General features: G+C 36.9%; 25 protein-coding genes. 9 read left to right on the top strand and 16 right to left on the bottom strand.

Annotated elements, in window-relative coordinates; translation table 11 throughout:
* Positions 1-73 precede the first annotated feature (73 nt).
* The 3 genes from J8281_RS02430 to J8281_RS02420 are packed head-to-tail and all read left to right on the top strand — an operon-like array spanning position 74 to position 1,676.
* The gene (locus J8281_RS02430; protein ID WP_246848938.1) at positions 74-370 is read left to right on the top strand and encodes a helix-turn-helix domain-containing protein; all 297 of its coding nucleotides are present in this window, start codon (positions 74-76) and stop codon (positions 368-370) included.
* A complete protein-coding gene (locus tag J8281_RS02425) occupies positions 367-696 on the top strand; it encodes a HipA N-terminal domain-containing protein (RefSeq protein ID WP_210195983.1) in 330 nt (109 codons plus the stop codon). The genes J8281_RS02430 and J8281_RS02425 overlap by 4 nt, the downstream gene beginning before the upstream one ends.
* The gene (locus J8281_RS02420) at positions 693-1,676 is read left to right on the top strand and encodes a type II toxin-antitoxin system HipA family toxin (protein WP_210195982.1); all 984 of its coding nucleotides are present in this window, start codon (positions 693-695) and stop codon (positions 1,674-1,676) included. The genes J8281_RS02425 and J8281_RS02420 overlap by 4 nt, the downstream gene beginning before the upstream one ends.
* 360 nt (positions 1,677-2,036) lie before the next feature.
* Here the strand turns inward: J8281_RS02420 and J8281_RS02415 are convergent, their stop codons facing one another.
* From J8281_RS02415 to J8281_RS02340, 16 genes are all read right to left on the bottom strand, one after another.
* Positions 2,037-3,149: an ABC transporter permease gene (locus J8281_RS02415; protein ID WP_210195981.1), complete on the bottom strand. Its 1,113-nt coding sequence runs from the start codon at positions 3,147-3,149 to the stop codon at positions 2,037-2,039.
* Entirely contained in the window at positions 3,146-4,252 is a 1,107-nt protein-coding gene (locus J8281_RS02410; protein WP_210195980.1) for an ABC transporter permease, read from the bottom strand. The genes J8281_RS02415 and J8281_RS02410 overlap by 4 nt, the downstream gene beginning before the upstream one ends.
* A 50-nt stretch (positions 4,253-4,302) precedes the next feature.
* Positions 4,303-4,596, bottom strand: coding sequence for a hypothetical protein (locus J8281_RS02405; protein ID WP_210195979.1), 294 nt, complete (start codon positions 4,594-4,596; stop codon positions 4,303-4,305).
* On the bottom strand, positions 4,593-5,351 hold the full coding sequence (locus J8281_RS02400) for an ABC transporter ATP-binding protein (protein ID WP_210195978.1): 759 nt from the start codon (positions 5,349-5,351) through the stop codon (positions 4,593-4,595). Before J8281_RS02400 ends, J8281_RS02405 begins: the two co-directional genes overlap by 4 nt.
* 5 nt (positions 5,352-5,356) lie before the next feature.
* Positions 5,357-6,274, bottom strand: a complete 918-nt coding sequence (locus J8281_RS02395) for an ABC transporter ATP-binding protein (protein ID WP_210195977.1) — start codon at positions 6,272-6,274, stop codon at positions 5,357-5,359.
* Positions 6,274-7,185 carry an HlyD family secretion protein gene (locus tag J8281_RS02390; RefSeq protein ID WP_210195976.1) on the bottom strand — a complete coding sequence of 304 codons (912 nt, stop codon included), beginning with the start codon at positions 7,183-7,185 and terminating at the stop codon, positions 6,274-6,276. The genes J8281_RS02395 and J8281_RS02390 overlap by 1 nt, the downstream gene beginning before the upstream one ends.
* Positions 7,185-8,441, bottom strand: a complete 1,257-nt coding sequence (locus J8281_RS02385; protein WP_210195975.1) for a TolC family protein — start codon at positions 8,439-8,441, stop codon at positions 7,185-7,187. Before J8281_RS02385 ends, J8281_RS02390 begins: the two co-directional genes overlap by 1 nt.
* Before the next feature lie 81 nt (positions 8,442-8,522).
* Positions 8,523-9,134: a TetR/AcrR family transcriptional regulator gene (locus J8281_RS02380; RefSeq protein WP_210195974.1), complete on the bottom strand. Its 612-nt coding sequence runs from the start codon at positions 9,132-9,134 to the stop codon at positions 8,523-8,525.
* A gap of 151 nt (positions 9,135-9,285) precedes the next feature.
* Complete coding sequence (locus J8281_RS02375; RefSeq protein WP_210195973.1) at positions 9,286-9,708, bottom strand: ester cyclase; 423 nt, start codon at positions 9,706-9,708, stop codon at positions 9,286-9,288.
* 337 nt (positions 9,709-10,045) lie between these two features.
* Complete coding sequence (locus tag J8281_RS02370) at positions 10,046-10,477, bottom strand: ester cyclase (RefSeq protein ID WP_210195972.1); 432 nt, start codon at positions 10,475-10,477, stop codon at positions 10,046-10,048.
* Positions 10,478-10,941: 464 nt separating this feature from the next.
* Complete coding sequence (locus tag J8281_RS02365) at positions 10,942-11,529, bottom strand: hypothetical protein (RefSeq protein WP_210195971.1); 588 nt, start codon at positions 11,527-11,529, stop codon at positions 10,942-10,944.
* A gap of 351 nt (positions 11,530-11,880) precedes the next feature.
* Positions 11,881-14,208 (bottom strand): FdhF/YdeP family oxidoreductase, encoded by a 2,328-nt coding sequence (locus tag J8281_RS02360; RefSeq protein WP_210195970.1) that lies wholly within the window; start codon positions 14,206-14,208, stop codon positions 11,881-11,883.
* The gene (locus J8281_RS02355) at positions 14,205-14,606 is read right to left on the bottom strand and encodes a hypothetical protein (protein WP_210195969.1); all 402 of its coding nucleotides are present in this window, start codon (positions 14,604-14,606) and stop codon (positions 14,205-14,207) included. The genes J8281_RS02360 and J8281_RS02355 overlap by 4 nt, the downstream gene beginning before the upstream one ends.
* Before the next feature lie 20 nt (positions 14,607-14,626).
* A complete protein-coding gene (fdhD, locus tag J8281_RS02350) occupies positions 14,627-15,571 on the bottom strand; it encodes a formate dehydrogenase accessory sulfurtransferase FdhD (RefSeq protein ID WP_210195968.1) in 945 nt (314 codons plus the stop codon).
* A 135-nt stretch (positions 15,572-15,706) separates the two neighbouring features.
* Positions 15,707-17,050: a porin gene (locus J8281_RS02345; protein ID WP_210195967.1), complete on the bottom strand. Its 1,344-nt coding sequence runs from the start codon at positions 17,048-17,050 to the stop codon at positions 15,707-15,709.
* Positions 17,051-17,055: 5 nt separating this feature from the next.
* Positions 17,056-18,441, bottom strand: a complete 1,386-nt coding sequence (locus J8281_RS02340; RefSeq protein WP_210195966.1) for an OFA family MFS transporter — start codon at positions 18,439-18,441, stop codon at positions 17,056-17,058.
* 335 nt (positions 18,442-18,776) lie between these two features.
* Here J8281_RS02340 and J8281_RS02335 point away from each other — a divergent pair, with 335 nt between their 5' ends.
* The 6 genes from J8281_RS02335 (at position 18,777) to J8281_RS02310 (ending at position 26,756) form a co-directional block, all read left to right on the top strand.
* Positions 18,777-19,208 carry an organic hydroperoxide resistance protein gene (locus J8281_RS02335; RefSeq protein WP_210195965.1) on the top strand — a complete coding sequence of 144 codons (432 nt, stop codon included), beginning with the start codon at positions 18,777-18,779 and terminating at the stop codon, positions 19,206-19,208.
* Positions 19,209-19,248: 40 nt separating this feature from the next.
* Positions 19,249-22,941: a hypothetical protein gene (locus J8281_RS02330; protein ID WP_210195964.1), complete on the top strand. Its 3,693-nt coding sequence runs from the start codon at positions 19,249-19,251 to the stop codon at positions 22,939-22,941.
* A gap of 11 nt (positions 22,942-22,952) precedes the next feature.
* The gene (locus J8281_RS02325) at positions 22,953-23,333 is read left to right on the top strand and encodes a hypothetical protein (RefSeq protein ID WP_210195963.1); all 381 of its coding nucleotides are present in this window, start codon (positions 22,953-22,955) and stop codon (positions 23,331-23,333) included.
* Between the two features lie 351 nt (positions 23,334-23,684).
* Positions 23,685-23,903, top strand: a complete 219-nt coding sequence (locus J8281_RS02320) for a hypothetical protein (RefSeq protein ID WP_210195962.1) — start codon at positions 23,685-23,687, stop codon at positions 23,901-23,903.
* 576 nt (positions 23,904-24,479) lie between these two features.
* Positions 24,480-25,493 (top strand): polysaccharide deacetylase family protein, encoded by a 1,014-nt coding sequence (locus tag J8281_RS02315; RefSeq protein ID WP_210195961.1) that lies wholly within the window; start codon positions 24,480-24,482, stop codon positions 25,491-25,493.
* 147 nt (positions 25,494-25,640) lie between these two features.
* On the top strand, positions 25,641-26,756 hold the full coding sequence (locus J8281_RS02310) for a GNAT family N-acetyltransferase (protein ID WP_210195960.1): 1,116 nt from the start codon (positions 25,641-25,643) through the stop codon (positions 26,754-26,756).

Genomic DNA, 26,756 nt, shown 5'->3' with positions numbered 1-26,756 from the left:
TAAATAAAAAATATAAATAGCGCATTATGTTGCACTATTTAGCCTTTCAAATACCTAATAGAGTAAAAAACTAATGAAAAGTGCATTGTATTGCTCTTTTCTTGTTTATTTCCATTGGTTATACTATTTTTGGTATAAAAAGAGCAATATCATGCACTTTCAAGATATTATAGATGCCATTAAAACCCGTAGGGAAATGTTGCAGGTCAACCAAAAGACGCTCGCAGATTTGTCTGGAGTGAGCTTACGTACCTTAAAACAATTTGAAAGCGGCAAGGGCAATCCCACACTTCAGACTTTGGGTAAGTTGGCCGATGCTTTGGGCCTGGAACTCACTTTACAAGTTAAACAATTAGAGACTGATGAATGAGACAGGCCAAGGTGTTCTATAAAAACGAGGAAGCAGGTTTGCTGACCCAATTGGATAATGGAGAGTTTATCTTCCAGTATTTGGACGTGTGGTTTAACGCTGCCAACAAACCTTCGATTAGTTTGACATTACCTAAGACCCAAAAGGAGTTTAGTTCACCATATTTATTCCCTTTTTTTTACAATATGTTGCCCGAAGGCACTAACAAGGAGGTGGTCTGTTTTGCGCTGCGCATTGATAAAAACGACCATTTTGGCATCTTGCTCAACACTGCAAAATATGACACCATAGGTGCTGTGCGTATCGAAAAAATAGAAAACCAATGAGTTTACCAGCGATACATAACTGCCCAGGAACCTTGAAGGAAGGTCACGACACCTATTCCGCGACAGCGTTACGACGTACGTTTGATGGTAAAAAGGTAAGCCACGTCTTACCCTATGAATCTCCAGCAACAAATGAAGTTACCGATCAACTTTTTGAAGAAAACCAAAAACGGATGTCCATCTCTGGTGTGCAGGAAAAGTTTTCTGTCTTGCTCGAAAAGAATAAACTACGTCTCATAAAAGAAGGCGAGCAAGGGCAGTATATTTTAAAACCCATACCCAATGCTGGTAAAAATCCTGACCAAATGCCGGCTAACGAACATCTCACGATGCAAATAGCACGACAAGTGTACAACATAGAAACGGCAGAAAACGCCCTTATTTTTTTCAGTAACGGTGCACCAGCTTATATTACCAAGCGCTTTGATGTAAAAGACGATGGAAGTAAATGGGCGCAGGAAGATTTTGCCACCTTGGCAGGAAGAACACCCCAAACCCACGGTGAGCATTACAAATATTTGGGCAACTATTCTGAACTTTTTGATATCCTTAAAAAGTTTGTTCCAGCTTACAGTGTTGAGGCACCAAAACTCTTTAAAATGATACTTTTCAATTATCAGTTTTCTAACGGCGATGCGCATTTTAAAAACTTTTCACTGATAGAAACTGAATTGGGCGATTACAGATTGAGTCCAGCCTACGATTTATTGAACAGTCGCATTCATATTGAAGATAAGGACTTTGCGTTGGATGATGGTCTTGTACCAAGGGATAAAGCCTTAGGTACTATCCAACAGCAATTCCATACACTTGGCGAGCTGGCTGGTATTTCGCAAAAGCAGGTAGATAGTGTGTTTTTATCTTTGACCAAGAACACAGATAAAGTTTTGGGTTTGATTGGCAATTCCTATCTATCAGACAGGAAAAAGCGTAATTATGAGCAGGCTTATTTGGCGTGCTTGAAGCGGCTAACGAAGTAATTAATGTTTGAAATGTTTTAATTTATTGACTAAAGACAATGAAAATAACATAACGCATATGTACTTATTGAATGTGGTTATGTTATTACCAGAACATTCTTTCAACCTTTACATAACAGAAGTTTTTAATTTTAACCTCTTGAAAAAGCGTTTTATGTATAGGACATTCGTTTATTGGCAATTTTCTATAAACTAGCTTTCTGTTCTGTGTTTAAGTAGTCTTTTAGTCCAACTTTTTCTTTGTTACATGAATTATAATCTTTGGCGGATATACTATTTTTCACATCATTGTGATTCATTGTATTCAGTGGTGTACACTATCATTTGTCTTGAATTGATGTTGCTTTTACCTTACCATAATTAAATTGTTTTCTTATATGTACGAACTGCCAAAAAATTAAAAATGAAAGCTAATATAATGGTATAAATAAATTCCCATTTTATATCATATAATCCACTCCCTTTTAATAATACCTTGCGCGAAACGGATATAAAATGTGCTAAGGGATTGGGGATTGTGGCATATTGCGCCCATTTTGGCATACTATCTATAGGGGTGAATAAACCACACATCAAAATAAAAATCATGACAAAAAAGAAGGCGACAAAGATAGCTTGCTGTTGAGTTTCTGCAAAGTTGGATATTAAGAAGCCTAGGCCTAAAACAGCAACTATATTAAAAAATGCATACAAAAAAAGGAGACTAACACTTCCTACCATTGGAATATTAAAAGCAATTTTTGCCGCAATCAATCCCAGGGTTAACAGCCCCATCCCTATGCAAAGAAATGGAATGAGCTTGCCCAAGATAAACTGCCATTTTTTAATGGGCGTTACATTAATTTGCTCGATCGTTCCTAATTCACGCTCTCGTACTACATTCATTGCAGAGAGTATGATGGTAAGCAATGCGGTAAGCTCTGCAAGAATTCCTGTTGCCATAAAATGGGTATACTTTAATTCTGGGTTGTACCAGCTACGATCCTTAATTGTGAAAATAGGGATTGGACTCGTAAGGGCAGAAGTTTGTTTAAGCTTATTGCGATTAAAATTCTGAATGACCGTCGTGACATAACTAGCACCTACAGTGGCTTGTTGTCCGTTGATTGCGTTTACTAACATTTGCAACTCGGGTCGGTCAGAACGATAGAAATCTTTTTGAAATCCTTTGGGAATTTTTAGAATTATGTCTGTCTCGTCATTCTGCATGGCTAGCATAGCATCGTTGCTTTTTAGTGGTAATGGTTTTACAATCAATCTTTTAGTGGCGTCAATTTTTGCAATTAATTCGTAAGAAAATAAGCTCTTATCCCGATCATCTATACTAATACGTACTTCCTTGACTTGATTAGAAGCTGCACTGCTGAGTAACAGTAGTTGAATTATCGGTAAAATAGTCATCATAGGCAGTATAGTCCTATTACGGAAAATTTGCATAAATTCTTTTTCTATAAGGAATATCAACCGTTTCATTGCAGTCGTATTTTAAAATTTCTAATAGCCAACCCTAGCAATACGATGGCCATTCCTATTAGTACCAGAGTAGAAAGCCAAATGGTAAGCAGTCCTGTACCCCTTAACATTATAGCTTTGAGAATTTCGATAAAATAGGTAGCCGGTACAATATGTCCTAACCCCTGTAAAACTTGTGGCATACTAGATAATGGAAACATGAATCCTGACAATATCATTGTGGGCAGCATCAATCCCATCATAGATTTCATCATTGCGCCTTGTTGGGTGTCTTCAGCAGTTGAAATTAAAATGCCTAGCGCGAGCGCAACAATTACATAGAGCAAACACATTAGTAACAACAGAATAATACTACCTCTTATGGGTACGTCAAAAATTGAAGTCCCTAGCAGTAGAATGATTAAGGCGTTAATAAAACTAAGAATGGCATAGGGTACTACCTTTCCTAAGATAATAATGAAAGGTGATAATGGCGAGACCAGCAAGATTTCCATTGTACCCTGTTCTTTTTCTTTTGCAATAGTTAAGGAAGTCAACATTGCCGAAATAATAAGGAGGATCATAGCGATTACCCCTGGAATAAAATTGTAAGCACTTTCTAATTGAGGATTGTAAAGCATTCTTGAGGAAACAGTAATAGACCTTTTTTGAGTACTATTAGGAAACTTGTTATTTATAAAACTATATGACATTTGATTAACATATTGTACTAATGTAGTGGCATTATTAGGGTCAGAACCATCTGCTAATAATTGTACCTCGGGTTGTTTTTTGGCTAAAAAATCAGTCGAAAAATCATGAGGAATAACTAGAGCAAATTTGGAGTTACCGGCTTTCATACCTTCTTCGATATCTCTATAATTGGTTATTGACTGATTGAGTTGAAAATGACCCGAGCTTTGGAGATGATTTATATATTCTCTACTCAGGGGAGATCTTGAATTATCCAGCACGTCAATGCGTGCATCCTTAAACTCGTTGGTTACTGCATAGCCAAAAATTAATACTTGTGTAACAGGCATTATAAATAAGATAAGCAAAGTACGTTTGTCTCTTAGGATATGATAAAATTCTTTTTTTAAAAATGCTAGAAATACCTTCATCTTCTAATTGAGTACTACAAATTTGATCGTGATGTTGTTTGAACTACTATTTAGTGAAACATGTGATTTTTATAATTACATTTTTCCATTTTGGTAAGGTTAGTTGTACCTATAAGTGCAGACCTATAGCTATTGGTTACTTTACCTATATTAAAAGTCTTTCGAGACTCTAGTGGGAAGTCGACCCTTCTATGAAAGAGCATAAAAACCATATAGTCTTGATTCTGTTTTGAAATAGTATTTATAGTCGCGGTAAACTTACCTGAATTCTTAGCAGAGAGCATAGTGATTAATAGGCTTGAAGTCAATAAAATATGTAATTGTTGAAGCTCTATTTTTTTCATTTTGAAATTTTTGATGTTGTGTTTTCGTTTCTTCGTACTAGTTTTACAAACACTTCATCCATTGATTCGACTTCAAATTGTTTTTTTAAACTGTCTGGGGTATCGAGCGCAGCAATTTTGCCCGCTACCATAATACTTATCCGATGGCAATACTCTGCCTCATCCATATAGTGTGTGGTCACAAAAATAGTTTTACCATTATCAGAAGCTTCGTAAATGGTTTCCCAAAACTGTCTGCGCACCATAGGGTCTACTCCGCCCGTAGGTTCATCCAGAAATACAATTTCAGGATCGTGCAGTGTCGCAACAGCGAAAGCCAGCCGTTGCTTCCACCCCAAAGGAATAGTTGATACGGGGGTATTAGCAACATCCACCAGATCTAGTTTTTCTAGAATCTCCTGTGTTTTCTCTTTGATACTTTTTCGTGAAAGCGAATAGATTCCACCAAAAAACTTAATATTTTCCTGTGGTGTGAGATCGTTGTATAGGCTGAATTTTTGAGACATATACCCAATACGTTTCTTGATACGCTCTGTCTCCTTATATAGGTCATAACCAGCTACAGTTGCCTCTCCACTGGTGGGTCTACTTAATCCGATAAGCATTTTAATAGCTGTAGTCTTACCAGCACCATTTGCTCCTAAAAAACCAAAAATTTCGCCTTTCGTAACCTCGAAACTGATTTCGTCTACAGCAGCAAAATCACCAAACTTTTTGGTGAGTGCATCTGTTTTTATGACAATTTCTCTAGACATCCTTTTTAAATAGTTGATTTTTTACTTGATAAATCAAGGAATACATCTTCGACAGTAGCTATAATTCTCTTTACCTCTTTAATTATTAAGTTGCCTTCCTTTAGTTTGGAAAGGATTTGGTTTTCGTTCAGCTTCCACTTGGTACTCAAGTGAATATATTCACCAAATGGCAGTGCACTCTCTGTAAATTCCTGTTTACGTAAAAAAAGCAGTGTTTTATAGGTACTTTCTGTTTTAATAGCATAGAGTGATTTTTTGAATCCATCAATTATACCCTTAGGCGTATCGGCCTTAAGCAGCTTACCTTCCTGTAGCAAACCTATACGGTCACAACGCCCTGCCTCGTCCATATAGGGTGTGCTAACCAGTATCCCTATACCTTTTTCTTTAAGCGAAGCCAACATATCCCAAAATTCCCTTCGGCTTACAGTATCTACACCGGTAGTAGGTTCATCTAAGAAAAGGACTTCTGGTTTATGTATAAGGGCGCAACAAAGAGCAAGTTTTTGCTTCATACCACCAGATAGCTTACCTGCGGGACGTTCTTTAAAGGGTTCTATCTGCTCATAAATTTCTTTCACCAAATCATAATTTTGTTTAATGGTCGTTCCAAAAATAGTGGCAAAAAAAGTGAGATTTTCCTCTACGCTCAAGTCCTGATATAAGGAAAACTTACCAGGCATATAGCCTACTTTTTTACGTATTTCCTTATATTCTTTCACCACATCGTGTCCAGCCACGGTTGCCATACCACTATCGGCTAGGAGTAAAGTGGTCAATATCCTGAAAAACGTACTTTTTCCAGCACCATCCGGACCAATTAATCCAAAGATCTCACCATGATCTACATGTATAGACAGACCATTTAGGGCGTGTACCTTGTTATACATTTTGGTAATACGTTCAGTGTATATGGCAGACATTACTCTTTATTATTTATAGGAAAAACAACCTCACCGGGCATCCCAATTTTAAGGATCCCATTATTTTTAACAGCTACTTCAATGGCATATACTAGTTGTATTCGCTCTTCTTTGGTTTGAATACTCTTTGGGGTGAATTCAGCATCGTCTGAAATAAAAGTGACAGTTCCACTCAAGTTTGTATACCTTTTTTCATCCTTGTCAATTCTTACAATAACTCTATCATTAAGTTTTACATTTTGTAGTAAAAGAGCACTGGTGTACGCTCTTAAAATAAGAGTGTCAAGGGTAGCCACCTGATATAAGGGTGCTCCCACAGTAACAAATTCATTAGGTTCAACAAATGATGAAAGGATGGTACCCTGGATAGGGTTATATATAATATGATCTTGTATACGCCGATTAAGTAATCTTATCTGTGCTTCTAGGGGTTTACGTTCTGCAAGGATACCCCGATTTGCTACACTTACCATACGGCGTGTAGAACTGATACGTTGGTTTATTTGATCTAAGTCTCCTTCGTAATCATCAAGTTGCTTTTGTGTAGCAGCTTTCTGTGCGACCAGTCGTGCAGTACGATTACGTTCACGCTGTAGATTTTCCCTTTGCTCAAGTAATACAGCTACTTCAGGTGCAGCGGTTTGCAACTTATCATCAATCGCAGTGATTTGTGCTTGTACTTTGAGCTTTTCAAGGTGTAGCCGTACAGTATCGATAAGGCCTACCTGCTCACCTGCTTTAGGTTTTATCCCTTCGGTAATGCGATAGGAAATTAGTTCTCCTGTAGCCTTTGCACTAACCGTAGTTTCATTGGCAATAAAATTGCCATAGGCATCTGATGCGTTATCGTCACCGCAAGATAAAAGCGTTAACACAATAAGTATTTGTATGGGAATAAACGTATTTTTCATCAAAGTTTTCCTAAAAGAGTTAAGTATCCTACCCGTGCCTTTAATAACTGTGTATTCGTAAGTTCTAACTGCAACTGGGCATTTAGCGAGGTATTAAGTTGTGTAATATATTCTGAAGTGGTAATTACATCGTTGTCTAATTGTGCTTTAGACTGTTCCAGAATTTTGTTTTGTAATCGTACAATTTGCTCGCTGTTTTTAATCTGAGTTACTAATTTATCCAGCTCATTTTGTAGTATAAGCCGATCATTTTCCAGTTCAAAATTAAAAAGGTTCCGGTCTACTTCTATCTGTTGTTGATCTACTTCCAGTTTAGCCTTTTCTTTTCGGTTGCTGCCCCAGTCAAAAAAGCTCCATTGCAGTCGAATACCCCCTAAAGCATATGTAGACGTTTCAAAATCTGCAAAGTTTAATGGATTGGGATTACCTATTCCTCCGCGACCATATAAGGAAATCTTTGGCATCAATTCGGCTTCGAGCAAGTTTTTTTGAGTTTCGAGCAGCTTTTTTTGGCTATCATATAGCAGATTTTCAGGTCTGTTGATGCTATCTGAAACACTAATGGTAAGTTCTGCTGGAAGATCGAATTGTGTATGTATTTCATAAGATTTTCCTGTAAGTTGTTCTAATAAATTAATATAGTTCTTAGTATTGGCTCTGATCGCAGTACGTTCTTTTTTTGCTTCCAGAGAACGAACTTTTAGTTTATTAAGTTCACTTTCAAGTAGAGTACCATTATTTACTTGTGCTTCTGCCAAATCTATATTTTCCTGTAATTGATCAATTGTATTTTGTATGATTTTTACATGCTTTCGAGAAAGTGTAATAGTAAAAACCAACTGGTTTATACGCTTCTTTACAGTTCGTAATTGTACTTTATACTGATTGTATTGTACAGATGATTGATTACGTTGTAGTTGTTTCCGGACTCTAGTGAGTCCGCCATCGTACAGGTTGAAATTGATATCTACATAAGCATTATAGGTATCTTGTGGAGCCTCTAGCGAAATCTGACCTGTTTGTAATTCGATATTTTCAGATTGATACTGCGCTTGTGCATTAAGTGAAAGTTGTGGAAGTCGCTTTCTCGTAATGGCCTCTAGATTGAGCGATTCTATTTTATGTATAAGCTTAGCATCTTGTGCTAAAGGATAATTTGTATTTCCCCAAGCATAAAGTTCTCTGAGAGAAATCACTTCTTGACCAGTCGTTGAAAGGCTGAAGAAAATTGCTAGAAAAATAAATATATATTTCATTATCGTACCTATAGTTAACCAAATGGTTAATCTTAATAGATACAAATGTAAAAATATTAATCAAAAAATTCAACTAAATGGTTAATTTATGAAAAAAACTTCTAAATGATTCTTTATAAGTATTTTACGCTGTTCGATAAAAACTTCAAAATCGTTATCCGATAGTTCAAAGGAGGAAATTATTACAGGTTTTGCCAAAAAAGGAAAAACAATAAGAGACATTAAAGTAACAAAAATATGCGGTGCTGGAGTACTTATCATAATTCCTTGGTCTTGCTCTAATTTAATTTGAGAAAAAAAATTTTGGATCACACCAGCATCTTTCATTTTGTTAGAAATTTGAGATTGGTATTTTTGACTGTTACGTGCAATTTCATTTAAAATGAAGATAGGAGTTTCGGGACTATGTAAAATATGGTCAATAAGATTATCAATTAGGTTATGTAACCGTTCTTTAACCGTTTCGCTACTACCAAGGGCTGATAGAAATATCGTAGCAACTGCATCCAAAGTTTGACTCAAAATTTTTTGAAAAAGTAATTCCTTACTTCTAAAATAGTAATGAAGCATTGCTTTGTTAATATTCGCACGATCTGCTATCGCCTGCATACGTGCTCCAGCATACCCATGCTGCACAAACTCTTCTCGTGCCGCCTGTAGAATAGTTGCTTCTGTTGATATTTCTTTTGGCATGTTGTTAACTTTATAGTAAAACTACGAAGTTACGGATTAACTAAGAATTTAATTGTGTAGTTGATTTTATATATATTTTTTGGTTTGTCGTCTAGCCCATATATTATGTTAGGATTGACAGTAGTTTAAATGAGTCGGTTCTAAACTTTTCTTAACTATGCTCTTCCGTATATCCCAATTGCTGATAGATGGTGTTATTATCCCAATAGCACTTTATATGAGAAATTTTATGTTCTTGAAAAGTAAAAAGGTAAATATGTGGGGCTTCATTTCTTTTGCTGTTACCGGGAATACCCATCACCTCTTCTTCTAATGTGCCACCTTGCAATGCTTTGACGATGATAATTCCCTCCTGGGTTTCCATCGAAGTTTGAATATGTACATAAAAATCAGGCATTACGGTTGTAAAAGTTTCCCAGAGATGTTTTGCTTCTTTTTCTATACTTCCTTTACCTTGTTCGCCGTAGGGTACATAATGGTAAGTGGCTTCGGGGGTACATAAAGACACCATTTTATCAATCTGATGCGCTGAATATGCCTGCAAAAAAGTGTTTGCAATTTCTATGTTTGTCATATGTTTTTTCATTTTTTACATTACTTTTTTTTCAGTATTGTCCGGTTAAAGAAAATAGACCGCTGCGCTGCTAGAAAATAGAACAAAGATTTATTTGTAAGTACTTGTCTATTATGGTTTTTGAAGTAAAGACGATTCAGTTTCAAACCAAGGTGTCTAAAATTTTAGAAAAGCAAGGTGTCTTTTCTATAAACTTATAAATTCTTAATGGTAATAGAGGTGTTCAGAGCTTATCAACTTTTTTATCGGACAACAATGATAAATTATATCGATTGGAATCTAATTTTTATTAATCACCAGTAGATCGTTTCAATATTAATTAGTAATTGACATAATCTTATTCCTCTGGCATAAAGCCTAACTGTTTCATTAAGCTTACATCATCGGTCAGGCCAAACCTTTCGATAAGTTTACCATCTTGCACTCGGTAAAGATGAAAAACTTCAAATTTCACTTTTTTACCTGTGGCGGGTTTACCCATAATCTCGCCGTCGTTGGTACCTGAGATGAAATCACGAGCCATTACATAGTCATCTTCGGCAATTACGTGCGTATAATCTGCCTTTACATCTGAGAAGATACTAAAAAATACACTATAAAGCTCTCTAAAAACCGCCGGACCTTTTTTAGCTTCTAATGGAAACACTTCCTGGTGGTTTATAAAATCCGGATGTAAAACTTCTTCCAGTACATCTAGGTTTCGGCTATTGAAAGCCTCATCAATGAGCTTCTTCAGTATGGCTTTGTTTGCTGTTGTTTGATTTTCCATATTCTTTAATTTTCAATTAAATTATTTATTCAGATTTACCAGTAATCTTTTGTGTTTTTTACTAGAATTCATTTTTAATCGTTTTTTTTAAAAGTTTGCAAAGATTGGGGTGATATTATATTTTAGAAATTTGATTTGTTTCCAACTCACTATCGGTGTCGATAGACTTTCGTACTTTAAAATCTACAGGGTTAATGGATACCCCTTTGACCTCAACCAAAATACCTCTACCTTTTGGTACTGGCTTTGCTGTTTCAAATTTAATCAGACTCTGCTCTTCTTTTATTGGAAGTCTTTTTTTGTTCCTATTGCTTTCATTTTTATTAAATGGCGCTGTTGCATCCTTGTTTTATAATTCAAGTATTAATTTTAGGGCTACTTTATTGATTTATAAGTATGTTATTTCTTCAGATATAGATTACATTGAAATTCATAGAATCATAAGAAAAAATAAGGTCATTTTATTATTCCTTTAATCCCGGCGTATCTGTGATTAATAGGAAGATTTCTGATGTTTCTACCACAAAACGCCCCTTTTGTTTACCTATCGTTATCACATTTTCACCACCCCAGGCATTTTTGCCATCAATCAATACCAAATATTTAAATCGCGCTTTTGCTCCATTTTTGGTGAATTGAAGGACTTCGATATTGCTGGAGAGATTCATACGATTACTTTTCCCTACCTCGTTGACTACTTGGTCGTAAAAAGCTCTGGCAGCCTCATTGTCAAGTCCGGTGAGCGATTTTTTGGTTCCATTTGGCAAATTGAATGTAATGGTGAAGTTATCTGCAAACACGCCACTTTCACGCATCATTTTTAATTGTTCACTTCCTGTTTCGGCAAAAATCACAATATTGTTCCAGCGTGCTGCTAAGTTTAGCAAGTTGTTATAAATGATTCCCTGTTCTGAGGTTTCTATTTGTGCAAATGGTTTACCAGTTTCATCTATATGACGCAAAGTTTGAGCTTTAACTTGCGTTGAGACTGTTGAAAAAAGGACTATTGTAAACAGGATCGATGATAAAATAGATTTTTTGAAATTTTTCATTTTTATTAGTTTTACCAGTAAATTTGTTCTTAACTTAATTAGAGATTTTGCTTTTGACAATGATTAATTCATTTGATATTGATTGTTATGGTTCCAATTAGGAATTCTATTAGCATTTACTTGTCTATGGTTTCGTACCATTTTTAGCGAGTTCTATGTTTTTCATACTATTTAATTTTTTAGATTAGTATTTAGCTTTTTGCATTTTTGGGATTTACGGGATGCTTAAAAATTGATACACCAAAATTATATTGAATTGCATCCTTAGTGATGACACTAATTTTTGTAATACTGACCATTTTCTAATATTTCTTTAAGAGAACAAGTCGATGTTTTCATTTTCAATACATTTTAAAACACTACTTTCCTTTCTGTTTTCTTCAACTTAATAATCACAGATTTTGATGTAGGCGTATTGCTCTTTTCCGCCACACTATCTATCGGCACCAATGAATTTGCTTCGGGAAAATAAGTGCCCACACAACCTTGGGGGATATCATATTCAACCACGATAAAAGTGGGCTCTTCTCGAAGTACGCCATTGAAGTTGCTGCTCAAATCCACAACATCTCCTTGCTGCAATCCAAATTTTGCAATGTCCTTGACATTCATCATAATAATACGTCGCTCGTTAAAGATGCCCCGGTAACGGTCGTGCAGTCCGTAGATGGTAGTGTTGTACTGGTCATGGCTACGTAGGGTCATCATCATTAGCTCATCTTCGGCGAGCTTATGTTGCGTTTGCTTATTAATGGTGAAGTTTGCTTTGCCATTAGCGGTGTTCCATTTTCCCTCTCGGTTGCAGTTGGGTAAGTAAAAGCCACCTGTTTTTCTAACCCTCGTATTGTAATCATCAAAACCAGGAATCACGGCTTCGATATGGTCACGAATCACATCATAATCCTGTTCCATAGCGGTGTAATCTACCAAGCTATTGGGTAATGTAGCTTTCGCCATTCGGCAGACAATCTGGGTTTCGCTTAGCAGGTTGTCTGAAATAGGTTTGTTTAATCCTAAAGATTTGTGAACTATGCCCATTGAGTTTTCGACCGTAACAAATTGTTCTTTACCGTCATGTACATCTTTTTCGGTTCGACCGCGGGTCGGTAAAATGATAGCAGTCTTGCCGTGTACCAAATGACTCCGGTTTAATTTTGTAGACACATGTACGGTAAGCTCGCATTTTTGTAAAGCTTCTGCAGTATAAGTCGTATCGGGTGTTGCCGAAACAAAGTTGCCACCCATTCCAAAAAACACCTTAGCTTTGCCTTTATGCATCCCTTTAATGGTCGATACCACATCGTAGCCGTGTTTTGTGGGCACGTCTATACCAAATCGTGTGTTCAAACCTGTGATAATATGCGCGGGTGGTTTTTCCCAAATACCTACGGTGCGGTCACCCTGTACGTTAGAATGCCCACGAACAGGACAAGTGCCGCCGCCTTCAATGCCTACACTTCCTTTCAGTAATAGTAAGTTTACAACTTCACTTATCGCCATTACCGAATTTTTATGCTGAGTGAGCCCCATCGCCCAGCAAATAATAATACGATTGCTATGTTTTACATATTCTGCCACTTCATGTATTTGATGGGTTGGAATTCCTGTTTGTACCATCAAATCCTTTAAATCCTGACCATCTAGATCATAAATAAAATCCTCATATCCGGCAGTTTCTTTTTCAATAAAATCAAGATTGAAGATGCTGCCCGGATTCGCTTTTTCTTCATCCCAAAGTATTTTTAGTATAGCTTTAAAAAGTGCCACATCTTGATTGATTTTTACCTGAAGGAATATATCAGAGATAGGTTTGCCACCGGTAAGCACCGCAATCGGGTCTTGTGGGTCTACAAAGTTGATGAGCCCCGTCTCTTTTAATGGATTGACACTGATGATTTTCGCTCCTTTGGATTTGGCTTTTACCAATGCAGATAACATACGTGGGTGGTTGGTGCCCGGGTTTTGCCCTACTACAAAAATCAGTTCGGCTTTTTCAAAATCTTTAAGTGTTACAGAACCTTTTCCGGTACCCAAAGTTTGGGATAATGCTGTTCCGCTGGATTCGTGACACATATTGCTACAATCAGGCAAGTTGTTTGTACCAAAATCCCTTGCAAATAATTGATAACTAAATGCGGCTTCATTACTCGTTCTTCCTGAAGTGTAGAAAACCGCTTCGTCTGGTGAATTCAAACTGTTCAGTGTTTTTCCAATAGTTTCAAAAGCATCGCTCCAGGAAATAGGTTCATAATGCGATTGTCCTTCTCGAAGAATCATAGGCTCAATGATGCGACCACTTTTACCAATTTCGTAATCAGACCAATGGGATAGCTTTTCAACCGAATGTTTTTTGAAAAATGCAGTATCCAACACTTTTTTAGTCGCTTCTTCGGCAACGGCTTTGGCTCCGTTTTCGCAATATTCGGCAACTTTAGAGCGGTCTTTTGGGTTCGGGTCTGGCCAGGCACAACCTGGGCAGTCAAAACCATCGGTCTGGTTGAGTTTTAGAAGTGTTTTAAAGGTTTTGGAAAGCCCCATTTCTTCATGCCCGTGTCTAAGCGAACTCATCACCGCAGGAATCCCAGCAGCCTTGGTTTTGGGCTCTTTGAGTTGAATTCCTGTTAACTTTTGTGAGGTCAAATGATTTACTTTTGTTTCTATGTCTTCTACTTTCTTCATAACTGGATTGGGTTTTCTTCCGCAAGCGGATGTTGATAATGGTCGGTTTCATCTTCATTAGGGCGTTTATGTAGGCATTGAAAATCTTTTTCAACAAGAATGAAAACGGTTTGAGTAGCACCAGGCCAGGGATCGTTTTGTAAGCTTACTTGTTCAGTTTCGGTAAATCCTTTAAAGATGTCTCTTGGAAGTTCAACACATACTTCGCCTTTGATGAAGGATATACCAATAGCTTCCAATTCTCTGTTTTGTTGTATAGTATATCTAAGCGTTTGTGAGGCATCTTTTCCAGGTCCGAATGAAATCTGTTCCGACACTTCGCCGTATGTCTTGAGCTGCTCGACTTCTGCTTTTGTAAGCCGATATCGTATGGTGTTGCCTTTAATTCTGAGTTTCATCTGTTCTGTTTTATTGTTTTTTATTGGTCAGATGTAATTTGCCATTGAGCATCTTTCTCTAATGAGGATGAATCGTTATAGCTCATTTCATAATGATATGTTTTAGATGGTCTTGCTATTGCTTTTTCAGTTTGAGTGACATACATGTTGTAACTCTCTTTTTTAATAAACCCAATGAGCGCCATATTTACTTTTTTGGCCAGTTTGATCGCCAAATTTGATGGTGCGCCCACAGCTCCCATTACAGGAATGCCCGCCATTACCGATTTTTGTACCAACTCAAAACCTGCGCGACCGCTAACAACGATTATGCGTTCTTTGGCTGGTAAGAGTTTCTGCTGAAGTGCGCTACCGATGAGTTTATCTACAGCATTATGTCTTCCTACATCTTCGTTTATCAACAAGAGATTACCTTCAAAATCAAAAAGTCCAGCGGCGTGAATGCTTCCGGTGTATTTAAAAATGGTTTGTTCTTTACGTAGTTTTTCCGTGAGATGGAATAACTGTGATTGCGATAGGACCGTATCTACTTTTTGGAAAAAAGGACTTCCTGAAACGGTATTAACAGATTCAATGGAAGCTTTTCCGCAGACACCACAGCTTGATGAGGTGAAAAAATTTCGCGTTAGCGTGTCAATATTTACGGTTACCTCTTCCTTTACAATCACAGTAATAACATTGCCCAAATATTCAGGTTCAACCTGCTGGCAGTATTGTATGGCCTTCACCTGGGTAACATCCTCAATGATGCCTTCTGTAAAGAGAAAACCCAGCGCCAACTCAAAATCATTTCCGGGTGTACGCATAGTCACCGCTATTTTCTTTCGCGAAAGCTGCAAACCGTCATTAAAAATTAATTGAATTTCTAAAGGTTCTTCTACCGTAATTAAATCGTTATTCCGTATCGTGCCATTGGGTGTCAAACGGGTTACGGGTAAGGACTCTATGGGATATTGTTTGGTCATAAATGGTGGGTTTAAGTAAATAATTTAGCAGCCTGAATCATTGTACTGATGATACCCCAAAGTGCGGGTATGGTCACCACTAACCAAGTGAAGAACAATTGTTGTTTTGATGTTTTCGTTTCCATATTTTTAATTTTAGAGATATATCTGTGCTTGTAAGTTGATTTCCCACCGTCTGCCATCCTGAACATTTCGACCGTTGGTGTTGACCATTAATGGTCTTGAGGCGTAGTTTAGCGTCAGTTTGGCGTGGTGGGCATTGATAAGACAATTGATGCCCGCGTCCCAATGCACCACGGTTTCATCCAGAAAATCTAAATCCTTTACCGAAATGGTTCCATACGGTTGCCAGCGCACTTTATCCTTTTCGCTGAAGCTGGGTAGGAGTAATCCACTCTGTAAATAATAAATTTGTCCCGTTCCCAACAGCGGTGCGGCATTACCAAAACCGTCTATACTTGGCGTACCGTCAAAACCACCTTCTGGAGCGATGCCCGTATTGATAAAACCAGCACTTCTGTAAAAATTGGTGCCATAATCATAAGTATAGAAACCAGCGTAGGTAGTCAGCGCCATATCCTTTTGACCAATAGGACTGTCATAAAAAGCATCAACGGCAAAGACCGTCTGGTTTTCTCGTTCTATGGTACCATCAGAATTAAGAATGCCCGACGCATCAGCGTGATGATAAAAACCAGCACCCAGATTGAATACTTTTTTAGTGCCTAAATAGGTACCTGTTTTGTAAGGAAGCGTATTCGCTTCTTTTTCAAAAAAGGCGTAATCTATATAGCCACCCAAAGAGACTTTATCGCTGGGTACGGTAAAGGCGCGGGTCTCGGTTGCGTTATCACGCTGGTCTTCTATAAAAGGCTTGTTTAAGTGAAAGCGATAATCGAATTTGCCAAGTTTTCCTTTGGCATATATCCCAAACTGACGTGCAAACTGGTCCGTCTGTTCAAAATTTGGGAAGTTGAATAACGGTAAATCCATTGCTAGAAAGTTGAGCACGCTGGTGTTGCTCATTCGGCTAATGCCGTTCCAATAGTGTAATCCTGCGCCAAGATATAATGAGAAGTCTTTGTCTTCTTGCTGCGGAAGCACGGCATATTCTGTCCAGGCATCGTGAATGAACAATTGTGGTTTACGGTCACTGTCATTAAATGCCTGATTGTTGATCCCAAATTGGGTAAAGATGAGAAATTTGTCTGATAGTTGAGAATACAAAAAGAAACGTGACCTGCGTAGGGCGATATCAAAACTTTCATCATCAGGGTTTCCAGAGCTATCCACCGTTCCGGGGTTGTTTTCTAAAGAGCGAACACGGAATTGATGGAGCATGATCAAGCGCACATACTTGCTGCCATCTTCATTCAATTGTATACGAAGACCACCCTCATAATTATCAGATCCTTGTGCTGAAACTACGGTACAGATCAGAAATATTATTAGGGTGAAACACCATCTCATTTTTTTCATAATCATTATTGTTTTAAGTGGTATTTTTCGTGTACTGGTTTAACGAGTAGATTGCAGACAAGCCCTATGACCAGTAATCCTGCCAAGATGTACATTGTGGTGGAGTAAGCTTCTGCTTTTGGCATTCCTAAGGTGTCTATTTGATAAGCGCGGATATTATTGACCAATTGGGGCCCGATAACCGCGGCAAGTGACCACGCTAGGAGTAATCTACCGTGTATGGCGCCCACCTCAAAAGTGCCAAACATATCTCGTAAGTAAGCAGGAATGGTAGCAAAACCACCACCATACATACTGATGATGATGCTAAAAGCTAGTATGAACAATACAATATTAGCCATATGCCCAAGAGTGGGAATCAGGCAGTATAATAATATGCCTAGTAAGAAGAAAACCGAATAGGTGTTTTTGCGCCCGATACGGTCAGATAAGGATGACCAGGCAAAACGCCCGCCCATATTGAAAAGACTCAATAAACCCACAAATCCCGCAGCCGAAGCAGCCGTAACAGCTGCATTTGAGCCTACGACACTTGCAGAAAACATTTCTTGTATCATGACCGAGGCCTGGCCCAATACGCCAATACCTGCAGATACATTGACCAAGAGCACCACAAAGAGTAAATAAAACTGTGGCGTTTTAATAGCAGTATTGGCATCTACATGATGAGTGCTAATCATTGCAGATTTTTTCTTACCTGCTTCCTTTTCAGGGTCAAATCCTTTCGGTTTCCAATCTTTTGCAGGAATGCGTACCAACCACATACCGAACATCATCAAAATGAAGTAAGCAATACCCATCACTATAAAGGTTTCCATTAACCCGACAGAAGTTGCTGATTTAAAATAGTCCATCAACGAAACCCCAAATGGTGCGGCTACCATGGCACCTCCACCAAATCCCATAATCGCAAGCCCGGTAGCCAATCCAGGTTTGTCTGGAAACCATTTTATCAAAGTAGAAACTGGCGAGATATAGCCAATACCCAAGCCGATACCGCCCAAAATCCCCTGCCCGAAATAGACAATCCAAATATTATGAAGTTCAATACCAATAGAAGAAACCAAAAATCCACTCCCAAAACATATAGCAGCCACAAACATTGCTTTACGCGGGCCAACACGTTCTAACCATTTGCCGAAAAGTGCAGCCGAGGCGCCTAACACTACAATAGCTATGGAAAAGATGTAGCCTACCTGCACCAAGGACCAATCCTCGGGTGTTGATTCTGTGATACCAATAAGTTGTGTCATTGGTTTGTTGAAGACACTATAGGCATAAATCTCACCTATACTTAGGTGTATGGCTAAAGCAGCTGGCGGTACTAACCATCGGTTAAAACCAGGCTTGGCTATGATGGAAGAACGGTCTAAAAATGTGCTAATTTTCATAATGTGTAATGGTTGTTGTTTTTCGATTTAGCTCGTATTTCTACAACAGGTACAGACCTGATGAAAAGTATTCAGCCTAAAACTACTTTAGAAAACGAGTTGTATTTAGTCAGTTTTTACAGTTTTTAAAGCACTTTTTGTTTAATGAATACATTTTAAGTGTTGTTGGCGATTTTTTAAAAAAGTGTCACAAAATGTACAGCAATACTGTAAAAAGTGCTAATAAAATAAAATGAACCTATTATACTTTTGATTAAACAAAACTGTAAATATCAAACACAAAAGCACTAAAACTTTAATCCAATGCTAACCTTTAAAAATTAAAAAACAATCTTATGATAACCAAGAAACTATATACAGCACAAGCCTTTGCCGTAGGCGGAAGAAACGGAAAAGTCACTTCAGAAGATAGTGTGATTTCCCTTGATTTAAAAATGGACAATAAAGGCACTGCAACCAACCCAGAACAGCTCTTTGCCGCGGGTTATGCTGCTTGTTTTGAAAGCACTATTCAAGTTATGGCTGGACAACAAAAGCTAAAACTTACTGAAACGGGTGTGAATGGTTTGGTAGACTTCGGACAGAATAACGAGGGAGGTTATGAAATTGCGGTACGATTAGAGGTTTCTTTGCCTGAGCTAAAACTTCAGGAGGCAGAAAATCTCATTGCGCTGGCACATGAAAACTGTCCATATTCCAAAGCTACCCGAAATAACATTCCGGTAGAAATTACTCTGATGGAACACGCCGTTTCTGAAATGCATTGATACAAAGTGTTTCTCGTTTCCAACTTTAAACTAACACCATATGAATGTATTCTCAACAAATTATATCCCAAAGTTATGTGGTTTTTTGGCTTTTTCTTTGCTTTTGGGCTGTGCCACTTTTAAAACTCAATACGAACCTGAAAAATTAGCAAAAAATAAAGCATCCTTAAGTGATGCACACTCATACTATTTAGTAGGTGGTTTAGGCAATGAACCTGAGGCAGCTACGCTTTCGCTTCTAAAAGAACAGCTTCAAAAAACCCCAAATGCAACACTTATTTTGCTTGGTGATAACGTTTCACTTTCAACTAATGACGGTATTGATGTTTCAGCAGTTTCAAGTCTCTTAGAAGGTTTTAAAGGTGAAACTCTTTTTGTTCCGGGTAGTACAGAGTGGCAGCAGCACAATCAGAAGGACTTAAGTGAGTTAGAAGAATATTTATCCTCAATTTCGGCAAGTGATAATTTCGTCTTGCCAAAACAGGGTTGTCCTCTTAAACAAATTGAAGTGAATGATGGCCTGGATATCATCTTGATTGATTCACAATGGTATATTCAGAATTGGGATACTGTTGAAGGAATGAACAAACATTGCACAGACATTAAAACCCGTCGACGTTTTGTAGAGGAGCTAGAAGGAATGTTTCGAGATGGTCGTGGCAAAAACATTCTGGTAGCAATGCATCATCCTATTTTTAGCAACGGTGCTTATGCAGGCAATAAGGCCTTTGCTTCAGGAGGTCAGGTTCCTCTTTTATCGCCTTTTGATTATGTTGGTGAGCAATTGATAGGGGTAAATCCTCAGGCGACTGGTGCTGCTCGATACAGGTCATTGATGGTGCAGGTGTCTTCATTAGCCCAGCGTTACAACCGTGTAACCATCGTTTCGGGTCACGAAGAGAGTCAGCAACTTTTAAAGAGTGACAAGGTTCATCAAATTATAAGTGGTGCTTTAGGTGATACTCAAGCGACTAATAAGGGTTATGGTAGTGTAAGTGCCATAGGTGGTCGTCTGGAATATGAAGGACTTTTTACATCAAGTAAGACTGGTTTTACCAAGTTAGAAGTCGCAAATGATGGTAAAGTAAGAGCGTTTTTTTACGAAAGTGCGAATCCTGAGAGTCCGTTTGTGTATGATTTGTATTCCGCTTTTGCAAAAAGCGAACCGTATGCAATTTCATCAAAGACCGTAAATGCAACAACTAAGGCAGCTATCCTCGAACCAAAAGACACTATAAAAAGTGGAATGTATAAGTTTTTCTGGGGAAAGAACCATCGTGGCGTGTATGCACAACCCATTACAGCAAAAAATGTATTACTTGACACGCTTTACAGTGGGTTACAACTGGTAAAAGAAGGTGGCGGTCACCAGTCTAGAGGGTTGCGTTTGGAAGATAAGCAGGGTAGACAATATGCAATGCGCGGGCTTGAAAAGGAAGGGCTACGATTTCTACAATATCAAATTAAAGGTATTGCTTATAATCCAGAAAGTTTTGAGGATACAGGCGTAGAAAAATTTGTGTCTGATTTCTTTACCACTTCGCATCCCTATATGCAGTTAGTAATACCCGATTTGGCGAAAGCGGCAGGAATAAATCATAGCAATACAAAATTATTTTATGTGCCAGAACAGGACATTCTAGGTGGTTTGAATCCTTTGTATGCCAACTCATTATATTTTATTGAACAACGACCTTCGAAGGAGCATAAAGATTATCCTGGTTATAATCAGGTGAAGAATTTTTTTCAATATCCTATCACAGATTTTGAAAGTACTACGGATATGCTCAAAAAATTACGAGAGGACGAAAAATACAGTATTGACCAACGCGCATACATACGTGCACGCATGTTTGATATGTTTATTGGCGATTGGGATAGGCACGAAGACCAATGGCGTTGGGCAGAGCACGAACTTCCTGATGGTAAAAAAGTCTATGTGCCAATTCCGCGCGATAGGGATGGTTCATTTTCAAAATATCAAGGTTTGGGCATCGAATTTGTACAAATGATTATGCCAGACACCCGTTTTTGGCAAACCTACGACGAGGAAATAAAGAGCCTGAAATGGTTTAACGGCGAAGTCTTCAATTTGGACAAGGTGCTTTTGCGAGAATTTAATCTTGATATTTGGCGTAGTGAAGCAGAGGCGATTCAGCAGCAAATAACGTCTTCGGTACTTGAAAATTCCTTTGAAAACCTTCCGCCAGAATTACAACAAAAAACAAAGGATTACTTTTTACCATTGATGCAGGAACGCTTAAAAAATCTGACCAAATTTGCTGAGGGTTATTGCCGCTTCCTGTCCAAAACCGTTGTGATACACGCTACAGATAAAGATGATCGAATTGTAGTAGAACGACTTGTGAACGGGGATACCAAAGTTTCGCTTTTCAGAAAAATCACAGATACCCAGAAAGCACCTTTCTTTGAGCAGACTTATACGCCTGAGCAAACTAAAGAACTATGGATTTATGGACTGAATGATGATGACACTTTTGAAGTAAAAGGAGAAGCTCGTGGGAAGATAAAAGTACGTTTAGTTGGTGGGCATGGTGATGAAATTCTGGCTGTAAGTAATAAAAGCAAAGTGAAATTTTACGACTTTAAGCACGAAAAGTTGAGTAGCACAAGCAGCAAGATGCCACAAAAACAACTTTCAGAGCAATATGATGTTAATACTTTTCATTACCGATATTTGTTAAAAAGTAACAATATTTTGTATCCAGAACTTGGTTTTGGAAACGATAAAGGTCTTTACGCTGGACTAAATAACACATACACTAAGAACGGTTTCAATGGCAATCCGTATCGGCAGCAGCACTCTGTTTTTGCGCGTTATTACTTCGATTTTTCAGCGGTAGAAGCTGGTGTTACTTCAGATTTTGCTAATGTGTTTACCAATGTCAATCTTGAGTTTGAAGCCTATTTTACCAGTCAGGCTTTTGCGAGGAACTTTTTTGGTTTCGGAAATGATACACCTAATCTGGAAGATGAGTTCGATAGGGAGTTCAATCAGGTAGAGACGCAACAAATTCGTTTTTATCCAGCCTTAAAACTCAATATTTTCAAAATAGGGCCTGAATTTGAATCGTATAAAGTAGACAGGAACGATAACCGAATTTCTACACCAGACAATGTAAACCCAGAGGTTTTTGAATCGCAAGATTATTTGGGCGTAAAAGCCGAATTCGAATATAAAAATCAAAACAGTTTGAGCTATCCTACCAAAGGATTCAGAATGAATCTATCCGGAGGATGGCGCACCAATCTTGATGATAGCGATAACAACTTTGCCTTTGTTGAAGGTGCATTGGGAATTGACCAAAAGTTGATACGGTCTGAACATCTGGTATTAAGTACAACCATAGGCGGAAGGGCGAATTTTGGTAATAACTTTTTCTTCTATCACGCCGCACAATTAGGTCAGAACAATGGGTTACGAGGTTTCCGTATCAACCGATTTTCAGGCAAAAGAATGTTCTATCATACTTCAGACCTAAAACTTAGAATTAAAGAATTTAAGGCGAATATAATGCCGCTAACTTTCGGTATTTACGGCGGTTTCGATTATGGTAGGGTTTGGCTTCCAGGCGATGACTCTAACACTTGGCATCACGGACAAGGCGGTGGTATCTGGCTTGGTGGACTTAATGCGGTGACCTTGAAGTTAGGCTATTTTACTTCAGATGATGACAATATGATAAACATACTATTGGGTTTTGGGTTTTAAATGTGGATGATGTGACTTGCAAAATTTATGTAATATTCGCTATGCTTAAGTCAGTTTCTGTTGAAGAAAAAGCAAAATTTCTTTTTTGCAGTGAATTTGATGGAAAGGAAAAATTGATAGAATACCATCAGTTACTGCTTGATATCTATTCTAAAGACAGACATACTATTTATTTCATTTTACTGCAAGGAATACGATATCAGGTATTTGTTACAGAAAGTAGTGATGTGGCCATAAGCGGAACGCAGTTTTGGAACAATAGTTTTAAAAATGCGGTTATGAGGCTTCCGGTAATAGATAAACCGTTAGCATCATTTGATTATGAAAGACGAAAGAGTGGTGATAAAGTGTATCAGCAACAAGAATTGGCAACACGTAAAAAGAAATATTAAACTAGTTTCAAACGACGGAAACACTTACATTATATAATCAAATAAAAGTAGAAAGATTTTCTTTAAAAAAGAATTTAAAAGAGCACTTGTATTCCCTTTTAACATCATAATTTGGCAAGCATAAAAATGTTAAAAAAAGGTGTAGAGCCACAAAACCAATATCTTATAAAGTGAAATGGAAAATACCTGTTGTGCATTTTGAATCCGAAAAGCTATACTAGATAAAGTTTTTCCTGATGTCATCTCGAGCGGAGTCGAGAGGTTATCACGAAAAATCACTCGAATTGATGCTTTTCCTTACTATTTCTTTCATAACGTAAAACGAATGTAAACTATAAAATAATAAAGATTATGGAACTTCTAATCCAAGCACAAGAGTTTGAAAAATTAAGTACGGCCAATATGTCTTTAAGTGATCGTGTAGAAGCATCAAGAACGGCAAAGGAATTGATACTAAATATTAATGAAGTTTATAAAAAAACAAAAGACGTCGAGCTAATGAATGTGATGAAACGGCTCACTGCCAAAAAACAAAAGATAGAAAAGAGATTGAAAATGCCCAGGGTTTGATTGATGATTAGAATATTGGTGTCGTTTTTTTCTTGTCAAATGTATATTTTAAAAGGTGAAAAACTTTGATATCCTAAAACACTCTTCAAAACCGTAAACCAAACGACTAAAAGTAATTGGTTTCAAAATGGTTTCAATTTAAAAAAACTATAGAATCTCAAAAGTTGGAGTTGAAAATGCTATAAAACCTAAACTAAGATAAGCCCCTGCGTTATGCGTAAGGCTTTATTCTAATACAAGTATTTGTTAGAAATTACAGTAAATTTTATCCGCCTATTTAGTGAACGAATCCACTTACCACACCAGGATTAGACACTTGTCTTTTGTAATGCCTGAAAAAACGAGTTTTCATACGTTTACATGTTTTTAATTGTGCTACCAAAATAATACCTATAGAAATAGGAAAAATACCTCCTGATCAAATATTCTATCAGAAAAATATGGCTTCGTAAAGAATTAAAAATATCTTTAAGCCATCATAAGGATGGGGAGTACCATACACATGCGTCCTTCATATTATATAAAGACTTAGAAAAATAAACCTACTTCTTAATTCCTTAGAAAATACTTCTTAATATGGGCTTTGTAAAAAATCTCTTGTATAAAATTTCAACAGAAAATTTGCTTTTCATTTTTAGAAAACAACCTTTATTTCCCTATTATCATATTGTAAGCGATAAAGCAGTGCATCATATTGACAATTTGTATGATTTTAAAAACAAAAAGCAATTTGAAGAAGATCTCGATTTTTTGCTGCATACGTACAAACCGTTAGATCCTGAAGCTTTATGGAACAACGGATGTACGGAAAATTCATTTTTATTAACTTTTGATGATGGGTTAAGTGAAATTTATACCAATATCTACCCCATATTAAAAAGTAAAGGTATTAAAGCGATTTTTTTTATTAATCCTGATTTTGTCGACAACAAGGAGATACTTTATAAACATGAAATTAGTATTGTGATTAATCATCTTAAAAAATCAAACGTAACTAATGAGCAAAAAGAAAAACTTGGTAGAATGTTGTTCAATACGACTGAAAATTATAATACAACTAGCGCTATAAAAGCAGTTAAAAATATTACGTACCAAGAAAGGGAAATGGTGAGAAAGGTATCAAAGATCTTAAAAATTAATATTGAAGAGTATTTGGCTAAAAATAAACCTTATGTATCTAGCGAAAATATAAAAGAGATGTTAAATGATGGATTTTTTTTTGGCAGCCATACCATGTCGCATCCGCCGCTACAACAGCTTACTATAGAAGAACAAAAAAAGCAGATTATAGATGCTATAGAATGGATGAAAAATCAATTTCATATAAAACAGCCCTCTTTTGCATTTCCTTTTACCGATAGAGGAATCTCTAAGTCTGTAATTCAACATATCTTGGATTATGACCAAAATTTACTCATTTTTGGTAATTCAGGAATGAAAAAAGATGTCAATAACAGGATTATACAAAGATTTTCTTTGGAAAAACCAAGTAAGAAGATAGGTAAAGTTATTTGTACAGAACATTTGTATAAATACTACAACAAAATTATAGGTAGTTATACTATAAAAAGAAAATATGAACATCCGTAATTTAAGCTAAGCGGTTTGCGTCAAGCTGAACTCGTTTCAGCTTCTCATCTCAATGTATTGAAAATAAACGTAATGAGATCCTGAAATGAATTCAGGATGACTTCTTAGTTAAAATTTAGGTATAATAACGGACAATCAATAAAAAAAATGATACGAATAGAAGAAATCAGGAAAAAGGATATCCCTACATTTTTTAATGATTCATTTTTTTGGAATCAGTCATTTTTAGCAATAACTAAACATAGACTTCATGCGCACTTGCATAATCCAAATTGTGATAATAACGATATTGTTTTGTTGCTAGCATTTCTAAACGAAGAATTAGTTGGGTATATGGGGTTATTTACAGATATCATTCAATTAGAAGGGAAAAGTGATAAAATAGGATGGCTGTCTACCTGGTGGGTACACCCAAAAACAAAAGGTACTGGGGTAGGTAGAAAAATTTTAGAGACTATGTATGAATTAAATAACGGAAAAATCGGTATTTCTCAGTTTACCGAAAGCGCAAGAAGGGTATATGACAAGTCAGGATATTTCGTTTCTTTAAAAGAGAGTAACGGTATTAAAGCTGTTTTGCGAAGTAATTTGGTCTTTGTAATTCCTACACTTTATCCTAAAACTACGTCCCTAAAATCTGTTTTGTTAAACGTAGATAGATTGATCAACGTATTTGTTAATTTAAAATTGGCGTTACAAAAAAGAAGCGTTCAGAAAAAACTTAGAAACATTAGCTTAGAATATCTTTCTATTCCGGATGCAGAGGTATCGAACATTATAGCATCAAATAATTCAGGTCACATTTCGAATAAAACCTCAGATTTTTTTGAGTGGTTAAAGAAATGTCCTTGGGTTCTGGAAGCTCCTTTATTGCAATATACAGAGAAAAATAAATATGCGTTCTCGATGTATGATAACTCATTTTCATATTATTATATAAAAATAATAAAGAATCAAGTACCTATAGCATTTGTAGTATTACAAGTGAGAAACAGCACATTAAAGGTTTTATTTGCGTACTATGCTAAGAGTACAGAAAATGCTCAGATGGTTTCAGACGTAATTAAATTACACGCCATTACTCAAAACATACGCGAGGTAATTTGTTATGACGAAGGAGTAGTAGGTCAATTTAAAGAATCGAATTTATTTTTATATCGAAGAAAAAAAATAAAAAGTTCTATTATCTCTAAAGTGTATAAAAAAACTGATTTTGATGATGTTGTGATGAATTTTGGAGATGGAGATTGCTGTTTTGCCTAA

This window comes from Aquimarina sp. U1-2 (genome assembly GCF_017897595.1).
Classification (GTDB): Bacteria; Bacteroidota; Bacteroidia; order Flavobacteriales; family Flavobacteriaceae; genus Aquimarina.
The sequence above is the reverse complement of the archived record's forward strand: the minus strand, read 5'-3'. Positions and strand labels throughout refer to the sequence as shown.